Annotated in this window: 11 protein-coding genes; 5 read left to right on the forward strand and 6 right to left on the reverse strand. The window is 68.1% G+C overall.

Annotation, left to right across the window (positions count from 1 at the left end):
* Positions 1-40 precede the first annotated feature (40 nt).
* Positions 41-982, reverse strand: coding sequence for a methionyl-tRNA formyltransferase (fmt, locus tag ACVN9Z_RS05435; protein ID WP_020925995.1), 942 nt, complete (start codon positions 980-982; stop codon positions 41-43).
* 31 nt (positions 983-1,013) lie between these two features.
* A complete protein-coding gene (gene def, locus ACVN9Z_RS05440; protein ID WP_006389914.1) occupies positions 1,014-1,526 on the reverse strand; it encodes a peptide deformylase in 513 nt (170 codons plus the stop codon).
* A 252-nt stretch (positions 1,527-1,778) separates the two neighbouring features.
* Between def and dprA the strand changes: the two genes are divergently transcribed.
* From dprA to ACVN9Z_RS05455, 3 genes are all read left to right on the forward strand, one after another.
* Entirely contained in the window at positions 1,779-2,906 is a 1,128-nt protein-coding gene (gene dprA, locus ACVN9Z_RS05445) for a DNA-processing protein DprA (protein ID WP_038504550.1), read from the forward strand.
* 148 nt (positions 2,907-3,054) lie between these two features.
* On the forward strand, positions 3,055-3,963 hold the full coding sequence (locus ACVN9Z_RS05450) for a hydroxymethylglutaryl-CoA lyase (protein ID WP_458213214.1): 909 nt from the start codon (positions 3,055-3,057) through the stop codon (positions 3,961-3,963).
* 97 nt (positions 3,964-4,060) lie between these two features.
* Positions 4,061-4,534 (forward strand): hypothetical protein, encoded by a 474-nt coding sequence (locus tag ACVN9Z_RS05455; protein WP_006389908.1) that lies wholly within the window; start codon positions 4,061-4,063, stop codon positions 4,532-4,534.
* Positions 4,535-4,646: 112 nt separating this feature from the next.
* Here the strand turns inward: ACVN9Z_RS05455 and ACVN9Z_RS05460 are convergent, their stop codons facing one another.
* Positions 4,647-5,663: an amino acid ABC transporter substrate-binding protein gene (locus tag ACVN9Z_RS05460; RefSeq protein WP_006389907.1), complete on the reverse strand. Its 1,017-nt coding sequence runs from the start codon at positions 5,661-5,663 to the stop codon at positions 4,647-4,649.
* 101 nt (positions 5,664-5,764) lie between these two features.
* Positions 5,765-7,006: an aminotransferase-like domain-containing protein gene (locus ACVN9Z_RS05465; RefSeq protein WP_458213215.1), complete on the reverse strand. Its 1,242-nt coding sequence runs from the start codon at positions 7,004-7,006 to the stop codon at positions 5,765-5,767.
* 213 nt (positions 7,007-7,219) lie between these two features.
* On the opposite strand from ACVN9Z_RS05465, the gene ACVN9Z_RS05470 reads away from it, so the two are divergent.
* Entirely contained in the window at positions 7,220-7,939 is a 720-nt protein-coding gene (locus ACVN9Z_RS05470) for a YggS family pyridoxal phosphate-dependent enzyme (protein ID WP_006389905.1), read from the forward strand.
* 85 nt (positions 7,940-8,024) lie between these two features.
* On the forward strand, positions 8,025-8,993 hold the full coding sequence (locus ACVN9Z_RS05475) for a Bug family tripartite tricarboxylate transporter substrate binding protein (RefSeq protein ID WP_006389904.1): 969 nt from the start codon (positions 8,025-8,027) through the stop codon (positions 8,991-8,993).
* A gap of 83 nt (positions 8,994-9,076) precedes the next feature.
* Here the strand turns inward: ACVN9Z_RS05475 and ACVN9Z_RS05480 are convergent, their stop codons facing one another.
* Together ACVN9Z_RS05480 and ACVN9Z_RS05485 are read right to left on the reverse strand one after the other, a co-directional pair.
* A complete protein-coding gene (locus ACVN9Z_RS05480; protein WP_458213216.1) occupies positions 9,077-10,948 on the reverse strand; it encodes a DUF3857 domain-containing transglutaminase family protein in 1,872 nt (623 codons plus the stop codon).
* 163 nt (positions 10,949-11,111) lie between these two features.
* Positions 11,112-15,074, reverse strand: a complete 3,963-nt coding sequence (locus ACVN9Z_RS05485; protein WP_173010578.1) for a DUF3683 domain-containing protein — start codon at positions 15,072-15,074, stop codon at positions 11,112-11,114.
* Positions 15,075-15,108 lie beyond the last annotated feature (34 nt).

The raw sequence follows: 15,108 nt of genomic DNA on the forward strand, positions 1-15,108 counted from the left end.
GCCAAGGGTGGCGGCACGGCCTGGGCAGCATCGGCCGGCGTCAGTCCGGCTGCCAGCCTCGCACGAACACGTCCACCGGCTGGCGCTTGCCGCCCGCCTTCTGCAGTTCCAGCAAGCGCAGCACGCCATCGCCGGTGGCGATGTCGATGCCGTCGGCAGCGGTGCGCAACACGCTTGCGGGCGCGGCCGTCACGGCCTGCGCCACGGCCTCGGCGCGCCACACCTTCACGGGATCGGCCAGGCCGGGCAGGCGGATGCTGGCGCCGGGCACCGGATTGAACGCGCGCACGCGGCGCGCCAGCAGCGCGGCGGGCTGGCTGCAGTCGAGCGCCGCCTCGGCCTTGTCGAGCTTGGCGGCGTAGGTCACGCCTTCCTCGGGCTGCTTGCGCGGCGCCAGGCCGCCCTGCGCCAGCGCGGCCAGGGCCGCCACGATCGCCTCGCCACCGGCCAGCGCCAACGCGTCGTGCAACTGCGCGGCATTGGTGTCGGCGCCGATTGGCACGATACGTTCGAGCAGCATGTCGCCGGTGTCCAGGCCCGCGTCCATCTGCATGATGGTGACGCCGGTGCGGTCATCGCCGGCCTCGATGGCGCGCTGGATCGGCGCCGCGCCGCGCCAGCGCGGCAGCAGGCTGGCGTGGATGTTCAGGCAGCCCAGGCGCGGCAGGTCCAGCACCCACTGCGGCAGGATCAGGCCGTAGGCCGCGACCACCATGACGTCGGGCGCCACGCGTTCGAGCAGGGCACGCGCCTCGGCGGCTTCATCGGGATAGCGGCCATCCAGCCGCAGGCTGCGCGGCTGGGCCACCTCGATACCGGCGTCGAGCGCGGCCTGCTTGACGGGGCTGGGCGTCAGCTTGAGTCCGCGCCCGGCCGGACGGTCGGGCTGGGTCATGACCAGGGGAATGTCGTGCCCTGCCGCCCGCAGGGCGTCGAAGGCGATACGGGCGAATTCCGGCGTGCCGGCAAAAACGAGGCGCATGAGGGTCGGACCGGGAAGGATGGGACGGGCGTCAGGCGCGCAGCGCTTCGCGCTCGGCCTTTTTCAGCTTGGTCTTGATGCGGTTCTGCTTCAGGTTGGACAGGTATTCGACGAACACCTTGCCTTCCAGGTGGTCAAGCTCGTGCTGCACGCAAACGGCCAGCAGGCCATCGGCGTCGAACTCGAACGGCTTGCCGTCGATGTCCAGCGCCTTGCAACGGATGCGCGAGGCGCGCTCGACTTCGTCGTAGATGCCCGGAACCGACAGGCAGCCTTCCTCGTAGATCTTGTAATCGTCGCTGCGCCAGGTGATCTCGGGGTTGATCAGCACCAGCAGCTGGTTGCTTTCTTCGGAGACGTCGATGACGACCACGCGCTCGTGCACGTCCACCTGGGTCGCGGCCAGGCCCACCCCCGGCGCGTCGTACATGGTCTCGGCCATGTCGCGCACCAGTTGGCGGATGCGGTCATCGACCTCGGCGACCGGCTTGGCCTTCTTGTGCAAGCGCGGATCCGGGTAACGAAGAATGGGAAGTAAAGCCATTGAATAGGGATCGTTGGTAATTGGTGTCTGACCAACAGTTTAATTCATTAGAGTCTTGATTTCTAATAGTTTTCGGCTAAATCCGGGATTGTCGGAGCACTGTCCGGCACCGTTTTGCCCGATGGCGGGCGGGACGATTCGGTCCGCCCCGCCCGCCCCGGCCCCACCGTCATGAGACACTCTCGGACGTCCGGCGCGCCAAGCGCGCCCCCTGCGCCTTTCCCGCGCCGGCCCATCCCGCGCTCTTCGCCCATGCCGCTCACCCATACCGCCGCTGAATTGTCCGCCTGGCTGCGCCTGTCCCTGGAACCGGGCATAGGTTCCGCCACCGCCTGCACGCTGCTGGGCGCCCTGGGGCTGCCGGAACAGATCTACGCCCAGCGCGCCACCGCCCTGGCGCGCCAGCTGCCCGACGCGCTGGCCCGCCAGCTGGCCGCGCCCATGCCCGCCGACATGGCGGCCCAGGTCGACAGCGCCCTGCAGTGGGTCGACGCGCCCGGCCATCACATCCTGACGCTGTCAGATCCGGGTTATCCACAAAGCCTGCTCACCATCGCCGATCCGCCCATCCTGCTCTACGTGAATGGCGATCCGGCCTATCTGCAAGGCCCCGCGCTGGCGGTGGTGGGCGCGCGCAACGCCACGCCCGGCGGCCAGGAAAATGCCCGCGCCTTCGCCCGCCACCTGGCCGGCAGCGGCTGGCGCGTGGTCAGCGGCCTGGCGCTGGGCATCGACGCCGCGGCCCACGAAGGCGCGCTGGACGCCGGCCCGGGCGGCGCCGGCACGGTCGCCGTGATGGGTACCGGCATCGACCGCATCTACCCGGCGCGCCACCGCGACCTGGCGCACCGCATCGCCGCGCACGGCGCGCTGGTATCCGAGCTGCCGCTGGGGACCGGCGCCTTGCCGCAGCATTTCCCCAAGCGCAACCGCATCGTGGCAGGCCTGGCGCGGGGCGTGCTGGTGGTGGAAGCGGCCCGGCAGAGCGGCTCGCTGATCACCGCGCGCCTGGCGGGTGAGAGCGGACGCGAAGTGTTCGCCATCCCCGGCTCGATCCATTCGCCACTGTCGCGCGGCTGCCATGCGCTGATCCGCCAGGGCGCCAAGCTGGTGGAGACCGCGGCCGACATTACCGACGAACTTGGCGGCGGCCCCCAACCGGGCACGCGCCGACCGCCCGAGCCGGCCGACGATCCGGGCGACGCCGACAACCCGACCCATCCGGTGCTCGAAGCCCTGGGCTTCGACCCCTTGCACCTGGATGCGCTGCAGGCACGCTGCGGGCTGGACACCGCCACGCTGCAAGCGCAATTGCTCGAACTCGAACTGGCCGCGCGCGTCGCGCGCCTGGACGATGGCCGCTTCCAGCGCCTGAAATAGGCTGCGGCCCCCTGCCGTCCGACGCGCCGGCCAGGGCATGGACAGGGCTGGCGCCGGCCACGGACGGGGCCGGATGCGATGGCGCTAATATTGTCCCTGGCACCAGGCCGCCATCGCGGCCGCCCCCGATACCGATACAGGAAGAGACATGGCATTGCCCACACGCGTCAAGATCGTCGAGGTTTCGCCCCGCGACGGCCTGCAGAATGAAAAGGAATTCGTGCCCACCGACATCAAGGTGGAACTGATCGACCGCCTTGCGGCCGCCGGCTTCCCCAACGTCGAGGCGGCCTCGTTCGTGTCGCCCAAGTGGGTGCCGCAAATGGCCGACGGCGCCGACGTGATGGCGCGGATCCAGCGCCGCCCCGGCACCATCTATTCCGTGCTTACGCCCAACATGAAGGGCTTCGAGGGCGCGCTGGCCGCCGGCGCGGACGAGATCGTCATCTTCGGCGCGGCCAGCGAGGCCTTTTCGCAAAAGAACATCAACTGCTCCATCGCCGAGTCCATCGCGCGCTTCGAGCCCGTGGTGCAGGCCGCCCGCGAAGCCGGCATCCGCGTGCGCGGCAGCATCAGCTGCGCGCTGGGCTGTCCCTACCAGGGCGAGGTGCCCATCGAATCCGTGGTCGACGTGGCGCAGCGCTACCTGGCCCTGCAGGTCGACGAGATCGACGTGGCCGACACCATCGGCGTGGGCACGCCGCAGCGCGTGCGCGACGTGATGGCCGCGGTCACCCGCGTGGTGGATCCGGCGCGCGTCTCCGGCCACTTCCACGACACCTACGGCCAGGCGCTGGCCAACATCCTGGCGTCGCTGGAAACCGGCATCTCGATCTTCCACGCCTCGGTGGCCGGCCTGGGCGGCTGCCCCTACGCCAAGGGCGCGACCGGCAACGTCGCCACCGAAGACGTGCTGTACATGCTGCGCGGCCTGGACATCGACACCGGCGTGGACTTCGACGCGGTGGTCGACATCGGCCAATGGATGTCGGCCAACCTGAATCGCAAGGGTTCCAGCCGCGCCGGCAACGCCATTGCCGCCAAGCGGGCCGCCTGACGCGAAAAACTCGTAGAATGGCTGCGCGCGTTTCGCGTGAGCGCCGGGGCCACCCGGCGCACGTCTTCTCGCAACGCTACCGGAACTCCGCAGCCGCATGACGTCCCCCGCCCCCTCCCCCTCGCCCGAGGATCACGCCGCCCTGCTGCGCGCCATCGGCCCGCTGCCCCTGTCGGGGCAGGCCTGGCCCGATTGGGTGCGCATCCTGACCTGGGTCATCCTGGCCGTGCTGGGCGTCCAGGTCGTCACCACCGCCATCCGCGCCCCGGGCCAGTCGCTGGACGGCATGATGGCCGTCGTGGTGGGCCTGTGCTTCATCGGCCTGCTGTTCGTGTCATGGCACATGCAGACCTCCATCACCACCATCGACGAACACGGCCTGCGCCAGACCTGGTTCTCGCGGCGCGAAGTCGCCTGGGAGGACGTGCGCGAAGTCCGCTTCGTGCCGATGATCTTTTCCAAGCGGCTGGTGGTGTTCACGCATCGCGGGCGGCCCGTGATCTTCCAGGGCGGCACGCGCGAACTGCGCGCGGCGTTCACCCGGATTGCCGAGGTGTACCGGCGCCGCTGACGATCCGGACCAGGCGCCACCGCCGCCACCAACGGCCCAAAAAAAAACCGATGCCGCGGCATCGGTTTTTCATTGGCGGGCCCGAACGGCGCCGCCCGGACCCAGGCCGCGCTCAGCGGATCGGCAGCGCGTACATCAGGCCGCCCTGCGTCCACTGCGCATTCAGGCCGCGCTTGATCTTCAGCGGACTGCCCTGGCCGACGTTGCGCTCGAAGCTCTCGCCGTAATTGCCGACCTGCTTGACGATGTTGTAGGCCCACTTCTCGTCCAGCCCCAGGTTGGCGCCGCCGCCGGGCGTCACGCCCAGGATGCGCTTGATGTTGGGATTGCTGCTCTTGGCCTGTTCGTCGACGTTCCTGGAGGTGACGCCATATTCCTCGGCCTCGATCATGGCCGACAGCGACCAGCGCACGATGTTCAGCCAGGCGTCGTCGCCCTGGCGCACGAACGGACCCAGCGGTTCCTTCGAGATGATCTCGGGCAGCACCACGTAGTCGTCGGGGTTTTGCAGCTTGGAGATGCGGATCGATGCCAGGCCCGAGGCGTCGGTGGAGAACACGTCGCAGCGGCCCGCGGCAAACGCATTGACCACTTCGTTGAAGGTCTCGATCACCACCGGCTTGTAGGTGACGTTGTTGGCGCGCGCCCAGTCGGCCAGCGTGTTCTCGTTGGAGGTGCCGGTCTGCAGGCAGATCGTGGCGCCGTTGATTTCCTTGGCGCTCTTGACGCCCAGCGACTTGGGCACCAGGAAACCCTGGCCGTCATAGAAATTGATGCCGGCGTGGATGATGCCCAGCGCCGTGTCGCGCTGCTGCGTCACGGTGGTGTTGCGGGTCAGCACGTCGACTTCGCCCGATTGCAGCGCGGTGAAGCGCTGCTGCGAATTGAGCGGCACCACCTTGATCTTGTTGGCATCGCCGAACACGGCCGCGGCGATCGCGCGGCACAGGTCCACGTCCAGCCCCTGCCACTTGCCCTGCGCGTCCGGCGCGGAAAAGCCCGCGAAACCCGTGGTGGTGCCACAAGCCACCGCCCCACGCTGGCGCACGACGTCCAACGTCGCCGCCTGCGCGCCTTGTGCCACGGCCAGCAACAACGCCGCGCCCACCAACCCTTTTGCAATGTTCATGACTGTTTTTCCTGTTGTACCGGGACGCGCGAGCGCGCCACGGCGAGAAGCTTATAGACATGAAGCGCCCGCGCAAAATAACCAGCGCTTATTTGGGTATATCACGCCGCCAGCGAGATCGACACCGGCTGGTTGGCCTCGCACGCGTCCAGGGCGCGGCTGAGCCGCTGCATGCCCTGGGCGATCTGGGCTTCGTTCATGGTGGCGAACGACATGCGCATGGCATGCAGGTCGGCCTGCGCCGGGTCGGCGTAGAACGCCTTGCCCGGCACGTAGACCACTTCGTGCTCGATGGCGTAGGGCAGCAGGCGGGTGGCGTCGACCTCGCCCGTCAGGCGCGCCCAGAAGAACATGCCGCCCTCGGGCTTGCTGAACGCAATGCGTCCGTTCAGCTCGCGCGTCAACGATTCGGCCATGGCGTCGCAGCGCAGGCCATAGGCCGCGCGGATGCGCGGCACGTGCTCTTCGTAGCGGCCATTCGCCAGGTATTGCGCCACGACTTCCTGGATCCACGTGGACGAAGCCATGTCGTCGGCCGCCTTGGCGCCGACGCAGCGGCGGCGGATTTCGGCCGGCGCCACCAGCCAGCCGATGCGCAAGGCGGGCGCCATGGTCTTGGACATGCTTGCCAGGTACACGGCCCAGTTGCGGGCCTCGCCCTCGGCCAGCGCCATGATGGGTGGCACCGCCTCGCCGGCGAAGCGCAATTCGCTGTACGGATCGTCCTCGACGATGAGGAAGCGATGCTTGACCGCCAGCTCCAGCAGGCGCAGGCGGCGCTGGCGCGAAATGGTGGCGCCACAGGGATTGGAGAACGACGCCACCACGCACACGACCTTGGGCTTGACGCGCGCGGCAAGCTCATCGAGCGCGTCGATGTCGACGCCGTCCGGGCCGGACGGCACGGTATGCACCGTGGCGCCGGTGTAGCGCAACGCCTGCACGGAATTCGGGAAGGCCGGCGATTCGATGACGGCATGGTCACCGGGCTGGAGCATCACACGGGTCAGCAGCGCCATGGCTTGCTGCGACCCGCCGGTGACGGCCAGTTCCGTGTCCGCGTTGCAGTGCAGGCCGCGCGCCGCCGACAACCGCGCCAATTCGTTGCGCAGACTGGTCTGTCCGTCGATGTTCGAGTATTGCAGGCAGGCGCCAAGCCGCGCCAGCACCTGGGTGGAGGCGATCGTCAGGCCGTCCACGTCGAACAGTTCCTGCGCCGGATAGCCGCCCGCCAGCGAAATGGTGCCCGGCCGCATCGCGTAGGGCATCAGCGAACGGATCGGGGAGGCGGGGGGATTCAGGAAAGGCGTGGCAAAAGCGTACTCGGGCGCGGCGCTGGACATGGCGGAGGGGACGGCGAGGAGAAAGGGAGGACCCGCGTCGTCGTGCGGACGGCGCCGGAGGCTTAGAACATTGAAATCTAAACAAATATCGCCAAATTCTAAGCCTGCCGCTCCGGCAGGGTCAACGAAGATGCGGCGCGGCGCGGACCGGTGTGGCGAAACGGTGCGCGCGCGTCCTACACTATGGGACATTCCGTACCGAAGAGACCCCGCATGACCGAAGTAGACACCATGGCCATCCGCCTGGCCGCGATCCGGCAACGCATCGCCCAGGCTTGCGAACGCGCCGGCCGGGCACCGGACAGCGTGACGCTGCTGCCCGTCAGCAAAACGTTCGAGGTCGACGCCATCCGCGAGGCCATGGCGCTGGGCCTGGCCCGGTTCGGCGAGAACAAGACCCAGGAATTGCGGCAGAAAGCCGCGGCGCTGGCGGGACAGGGACTGCAATGGGTGTTGATCGGCCACCTGCAGACCAACAAGGCCAAGGACGCGGCGCGTGACGCCACCGAGTTGCAATCGCTGGACCGGATCGACCTGGCCGAGGCCCTGCACCGCCGCCTCGTTCTCGAGGGCCGGACGCTGGACGTGCTGGTGCAGGTCAAGACCTCCAGCGAACCCAGCAAATACGGCATGGCGCCGAGTGACGTGTCGGCCTTCCTGCGGCGCATCGTGGCCGAGTTCCCGACCTTGCGCGTGCGCGGCCTGATGACGATGGCGGTCAACTCGCCGGATCCGGGCGAAGTGCGCGCCTGCTTCCGCAGTTTGCGCGAACTGCGCGACCAGCTGCGCCACGAAGCGATCGAAGGGGTGTCGCTGGACCGCCTGTCGATGGGCATGAGCGGAGATTTCGAACTGGCGATCGAGGAGGGCTCGACCGAAGTGCGCATCGGCACCGCCATCTTCGGCGCCCGCAGCTACCCGGATCCGCAATAAGCCGCTGAATCCGGGCCTGGAAACAGGCGCATATTGCCGCGTTGCCGGGGCATAATAGCGTCGCAAAAAAATGAGGAGACTCCCCATGCACAAGCACGCCCGGCGCCTGTTGGCGCTTGCCGCCCTGTCGCTGGCCGCCGCCACGGCCGCCGCCCAATCCTGGCCCACCCAACCCATCCGCTGGATCGTGCCCTACCCGGCCGGCGGCGGCGCCGACGTGGTCGCGCGCACCGTCGCCAGCGGCATCGAGAAGCCGCTGGGCCAGACCATCGTGGTCGAGAACCGCCCCGGCGCCGCCACCATCATCGGCGCCACCGCGATCTCGCAGGCCGAACCCACCGGCTACGTCGTCGGCACCGCCGACTCCGGCACCCTGGCCTACAACCCCACGCTGTACGCCAAGCTGGCCTACGATCCGTCCAAGTTCACCTACATCGGCGGCATCGCCAAGTTCCCGCTGCTGCTGGCGGTGAACGTCAATTCGCCCTACAAGACGGTCGCCGACGTGATCCAGGCCGCCAAGAAGGAACCCGGCAAGCTGACCGCCGCCTCGGCCGGCGCCGGCTCGCCGCACCACCTGGCGCTGGAGCTGTTCAAGCAGCGCACGGGCGCCAACCTGCTGCACGTGCCCTACAAGGGCGCGGCGCCCGCCATCCAGGACCTGCTGGGTGGACAGGTGGACGTGATGTTCATCGACCTGGCCGCCGGCCTGCCCAACGTCAAGGCCGGCAAGCTGCGCGTGCTGGGCGCGGCCACGCCCGAGCGCGTTGCCGTGCTGCCGGACGCGCCCACCATGGCCGAACAAGGCGTGCCCGACTTCACCGCCTACGCCTGGCAAGGCCTGGTGGCCCCCGGCGGCCTGCCGGAAGCCGTGGTCAAGAAGCTGTCCGCCGAACTCGACGCCACGCTGAAGTCGCCTGCCGTGTCGCAGAAGATGCTGGACATGGGCGTCATCCCGATGCCCATGTCGGCGCAGGACTTCAAGGCCTATGCCGACAAGGAGCGCGCCACCTGGGCCGACGTGATCAAGAAGGCCAACATCAAGCTCGAATGAGCGCGCATTGCCAATGAAAAACGCGGCCCCGGGGCCGCGTTTTTCATTGGTGACCGCGCCACCGGCGAAGGACAGGCGGCCGATCACTTGCCCGGCAGCGTCACCGCCAGGCGCAGGGATTCCACGCACTGCCGGCCCTTGTCGATGGCTTGGCCGAAGCCATCCGACACGATGTCCGCATGGCTGAACCAGCTGACCTTGCGGACGCTGCGATAGCGGTACTGGTAACCCGAGGCGGCGGGCTTGCCGTCCAGGTCCACATCGATCCAGGGTGAGCGCACCTGGCAATGCAGCGCCGGCGCGTCGACCTGGCCGCCCGTCAGCGTCACGTCGTACGACGCGGTCTCCGGCGTGCCCAGATAGATATCCGCCAGCTGGCCGGTCTGGCGGTAGCGGGCGAAGGCCTCCCAGTCATCGCCCAGGTGCGATTGCGTGTGCACATACTGCCGGCCGACGCGTTCCAGCGCCCGCAGGTCCACCAGCGTGGCGTCGATGCGATAGGTGGCGGGCACCACGAAATCGCTGGCGCCGCGCTGCAGCCGGCAATCGCGATTCTCGGCGGCGAAACTGCGGCACAGCGCCTGGTCCATCGCCGTCGCGCCGTTCTGCAGATCACCCACGCTGACTTCGGCCGCCACCATGCGCCCCACCTCGACCGATGCGCGCACCTGCGCCTGCCCGTCCTCGCCAAAGCGCTCGTTGCGCGTCACCACGACGCCGACGCCCGGCGCCTCCAGCGCAATGTCCTCGCGCCGCATATTGCCCTGGCTGTCCATGACGAACGCCCAGCGCTGCTGGATATCGGGCATGGTGAAGCCCGGCACGAACACCGGGTTGGTGGGATCCAGCCACCAGGTCGCGCCCTGCACGCGGGCGCGCACGATGGCATGGTTGGGCGCGGCCAGGCCGGGCAGCAATACCTCGGGCGCCATGGTGCCGCGCGCCACCAGGGCGGGTTCGGCCTCGATGCCGACCGCGCGCAGCATGGCCACCAGCAGCACCGCCAGGTCCTTGCAGTCGCCATAGCCGCGGCGCTCGATCTCGTCGAGCGCAAACGGAATCTGGCCACGCTCGCTGCTGCGCCAGTCGCCCAGGTAGCGATAGTGTTCGTGCAGATGACGCATCAGGCCGGCCACGGCCTGGGGCGCGGGCTTGTCGCGCTGCGCCGCGACCACCGCGGCGGCGTTCGGCGGCAGCGGGGCCGCCAGGATCTCGTTGTAGCGCTTGGCGAACGGGCCAAAATAATCCTGCAGCGCGTCGGCACTGCCGATCTCCAGGCGCGGCGACTGCCGCAGATAACCCTGGTCCGACTCATTGACGTAGGCGTAGTAGTAAGGCGTGGCCTTCAACTCCACGGTGATGTGCCTGGCATCGGGCGCCACCTCGACGCGGTAGGCCTCCATGGCCTGGCCGCGCCAGATCATCGGGCGATCGGCGCTGAACTCGGCGCGGAAGCGCTCCTGGCGCACGGCGCGTGGTTGCAGATCCAGCACGTAATGAAACTGCGTGGCCGAAGGGATGCCGGCAAAGTGTTCACGCAAGGTGTAGACGATGGTGCTGCCCACGCGCAGATTGGGAAAGGCCAGCGAAGTCTGCTTCTGGCGCAGGAAGCCCTGGTCCGGATTGGGCGCCATGCGGGTGTCGATCTGGGCGGCGGCCAGCGGCACCGGCTTTTCGCCCGGCTGGATCAGTTCGGCGCGCTCGACCTTGAGGCTGTCGTTCTCGGCGTAGCTGCGGTCGATGCGCGATACCAGGTCGCGCCCGGCCAGGGTCAGGATGGTGTAGCGATAGGTGCTGACGCACTCGGTGCTGTTGTCCTTGCCAAAGCGGCAGTGGAACTCGGTTTCGCCGGACAGTGGCGCTTCGGCGACCGGCTGGCGCGCGGCATGGGCCGGCAGGCTGGCCGCGGCCGCCAGGACGACGGCCAGGAGGGGGGAGCGGGAAGAAACAGGCATGGGGAAAGCGACGCCTCACATTACAACTGAGACGCAATGTTATTTGCAATAAAATTTCAACTCAAGCTTTCTGTTGGCCCAACCGGTGCGCCGGTCCGCCAAAAAGCGAAACGCCCGGCGTTACCGCCGGGCGTTCCTCGCGCCATACCAGCCGCGCCGGTCGCTACACCAGCACGCGCTCGATGCCGCCGGCATTGGCGCGGCGCACGTAGTCTTCCATCCAGCCTTCGCCCAGGATGTGGCGCGCCATCTCGACCACGATGTAGTCGGCGTCCATGCCGGTATCACCCTGGTAGCGCGACAGGCCCTGCAGGCACGACGGGCACGAAGTCAGCACCTTGACGTCGCCCGTGAAGCCATCGCTGCGCAAGGCCGCATCGCCCTTGAGCAACTCTTCCTGCTTGCGAAAGCGCACCTGGGTCGAGATGTCCGGCCGGCTGACGGCGAGCGTGCCCGACTCGCCGCAGCAGCGGTCGCTCTTGACGGCGCCGTCGCCCACCAGCGACCGCACCGTCTTCATCGGATCCTGCAGCTTCATCGGCGTGTGGCAGGGGTCGTGATACATGTAGCGCACGCCCTTGGCGCCTTCCAGCTTGATGCCCTTTTCCAGCAGGTATTCGTGGATGTCGATCAGGCGGCAGCCCGGGAAGATCTTCTCGAACTCGTAGCCGGCCAGTTGGTCGTAGCAGGTGCCGCAGCTGACCACCACGGTCTTGATGTCCAGGTAGTTCAGCGTGTTGGCAACGCGGTGGAACAGCACCCGGTTGTCGGTGATGATCTGCTCGGCCTTGTCGGTCATGCCGTTGCCGCGCTGCGGATAACCGCAGCACAGGTAGCCCGGCGGCAGCACGGTCTGCACGCCCGCATGCCACAACATGGCCTGCGTGGCCAGGCCGACCTGCGAGAACAGGCGTTCCGAACCGCAGCCCGGGAAGTAGAACACCGCTTCCGTGTCGGCCGTGGTGGCCTTGGGGTCGCGGATGATCGGCACGTAGTTCGCGTCCTCGATGTCCAGCAGCTTGCGCGCGGCCTGCTTGGGCAGCCCGCCAGGCATCTTCTTGTTGACGAAGTGCACCACCTGCTCGCGCAGCGGCGGCTTGCCAACCGTGGCTGGCGGCGCCGAGGTCTGCTTCTTCACCAGGCCCGACAGCAGGTCATGCGCGGCGCGCTGCACCTTGTAGCCCACCCCCACCATCGCCTTGCGGGTGGCGTTGATGGTGGCCGGGTCCTTGGCGTTCAGGAAGAACATGGCGCTGGCCGTGCCCGGATTGAACGACTTGCGGCCCATGCGGCGCAGCACGGCGCGCATGCTCATCGATACGTCGCCGAAGTCGATGTCGACCGGACAGGGGTTGTAGCACTTGTGGCAAACGGTGCAGTGGTCGGCCACGTCCTCGAATTCTTCCCAGTGCTTCAGGCTGACGCCGCGGCGGGTCTGCTCTTCGTACAGGAAGGCCTCGACCAGCAGCGAGGTCGCCAGGATCTTGTTGCGCGGCGAGTACAACAGGTTGGCGCGCGGCACGTGGGTGGCGCAGACCGGCTTGCACTTGCCGCAGCGCAGGCAGTCCTTGATCGAATCCGAGATGGCGCCGATGTCGCTCTGCTGCATGATGAGCGATTCGTGGCCCATCAGGTTGAAGCTGGGCGTCCAGGCGTGGCGCAGGTCGGCGCCGGGCATCAGCTTGCCGGCGTTGAAGTGGCCGTTGGGATCGACGCGACGCTTGTATTCCTGGAACGGCGCCAGTTCGGCCTCCGTCAGGAACTCGTACTTGGTCAGGCCGATGCCGTGCTCGCCCGAGATCACGCCGTCCAGGTCGCGCGCGATCTGCATAATGCGCTCGACGGCCTGGTGGGCCTCCTGCAGCATGCCGTAGTCGTCCGAGTTGACCGGAATGTTGGTGTGCACGTTGCCGTCGCCGGCGTGCATGTGCAGCGCCACGAATACGCGGCTCTTGAGCACGCGGCCATGGATCGCCACCAGCTCGTCCAGGATCGGCTTGCGCGCCGCGCCCGAGAACGCGGCCTGCAGGCCGGCCAGCACCTCGGTCTTCCACGACACGCGGATGGTGCGGTCCTGCACCACATCGAACACGCGCGCCTGCGGCTGCGCCTCCAGGCGCTCGGCCAGCGTGGCGCGCAGATGGCCCATACCCAGCGTTTCCAGCTGCGGCATGGCGTCGGCCAGCGGCAGGTCCAGGTTGTCCAACAGCCACTGCCAACGCTGGCGCGCGGCGGCCAGCAGCTCGATGGCCTGGCGCGTGCGTTCGGCCAGCACCTCGGCGCGGGTTTCATCGTCGTCGGCGGCGTCCTCGGCCTTGCCGACGGGCAGCGGCGTACAGAGGTAGTCGTCCAGCGCGCCCAGCAGGCGCAGCTTGTTGCGGGTCGACAGCTCGATGTTGATGCGCTCGATATGGTCGGTGTATTCGCCCATGCGCGGCAGCGGGATCACCACGTCTTCGTTGATCTTGAAGGCGTTGGTGTGGCGCGCGATCGCCGCGGTGCGCGAGCGGTCGAGCCAGAACTTCTTGCGGGCCTCTGCGCTCACCGCGACGAAGCCTTCGCCGTGGCGGGTGTTGGCCAGGCGCACCACTTCGCTGGCGGCCGCGGCCACGGCGTCCTCGTCGTCGCCGACGATATCGCCGATCAGCACCATCTTGGGCAGCGAGCCGCGCTTGCTCTTGGTGGCATAGCCAACCGCGCGCAGGTAGCGCTCGTCCAGGTGCTCCAGGCCGGCCAGGATGGCGCCGCGGGCGCGGCCCTCGCCGTCCAGGTAGCCCTTGACCTCGACGATCGAAGGAATCGCGTCGCGCGCCTGGCCGAAGAATTCCATGCAGACCGTGCGCGTATGCTTGGGCATGCGGTGCAGCACCCACCGCGCCGACGTGATCAGGCCGTCGCAGCCTTCCTTCTGGATGCCCGGCAGGCCGGCCAGGAACTTGTCGGTGACGTCCTTGCCCAGGCCTTCCTTGCGGAACACGCGGCCGGCGATTTCCAGGGTCTCGGTCTTGAGCAGGCGCTCGCCCGGCTTGCCGCGGCCGTCGAACCACTTGAGTTCGAAACGGGCCACGTCGACGTCATGGATCTTGCCCATGTTGTGCGCCAGGCGCGTCACTTCGAGCCAGTTGCCGTCCGGGTCGACCATGCGCCACCAGGCCAGGTTGTCGAGCGCGGTGCCCCACAACACGGCCTTCTTGCCGCCGGCGTTCATGGCGATGTTGCCGCCCACGCACGAGGCCTCGGCCGAGGTCGGGTCCACGGCGAACACGAAACCGGCCGCCTCGGCCGCCTCCGACACCCGCTTGGTCACCACGCCGGCGCCGGCATGGATAACGGCCACGGGCTCGGTGAGCCCGGGCAGGATACAGGACTCGACCTTGCCCAGCTTGTCGAATTTCTCGGTGTTGATGACGGCCGACTTCCAGGTCAGCGGAATCGCGCCGCCGGTGTAGCCGGTGCCGCCGCCGCGCGGCACGATGGTCAGGCCCAGCTCGATACAGGCGGTGACCAGCGCGGCGATCTCGTCTTCCGTGTCCGGCGTCAGCACCACGAAGGGGTACTCCACGCGCCAGTCGGTGGCGTCGGTCACGTGCGATACGCGCGACAGGCCGTCGAACTTGATGTTGTCGCGCGCGGTGATGCGGCCCAGCACCTTCTGCGCCTGCTTGCGCAGCATGGCGGTCTGGTCGAACTCGCCCTCGAAGGCGGCAATGGCCGAACGCGCCCGACCCAGCAGGCCCAGCACTTTCTCATCGCGATGCGGATCGTGGCCGGCCTCGGCCGGCGCGCCGGGTTCGCGGCGGCGGTCGATCTCGCCCAGCCGATGGTGCAGCGCATCGATCAGCTGCTTGCGGCGCTTGGGATTGTCCAGCAGGTCGTCCTGCAGGTACGGGTTGCGGCGCACCACCCAGATGTCGCCCAGCACCTCGTACAACATGCGGGCGGACCGCCCCGTGCGGCGTTCGCCGCGCAGGTCGGTCAGCAGGCTCCAGGCATCATCGCCCAGCAGACGGCCGACGATCTCGCGATCGGAAAACGACGTGTAGTTGTAGGGGATTTCGCGCAGTCGCGCGGGTGCTGCGGGCGGCGTCGCCCCGTTCAAGATGTGGCTGGCGAGTGGGGCGTTCATGGCGGCAAGAGGGGGCCCTTAAAAAATTATTTTA

Source organism: Achromobacter sp. KK8, from assembly GCF_054188005.1.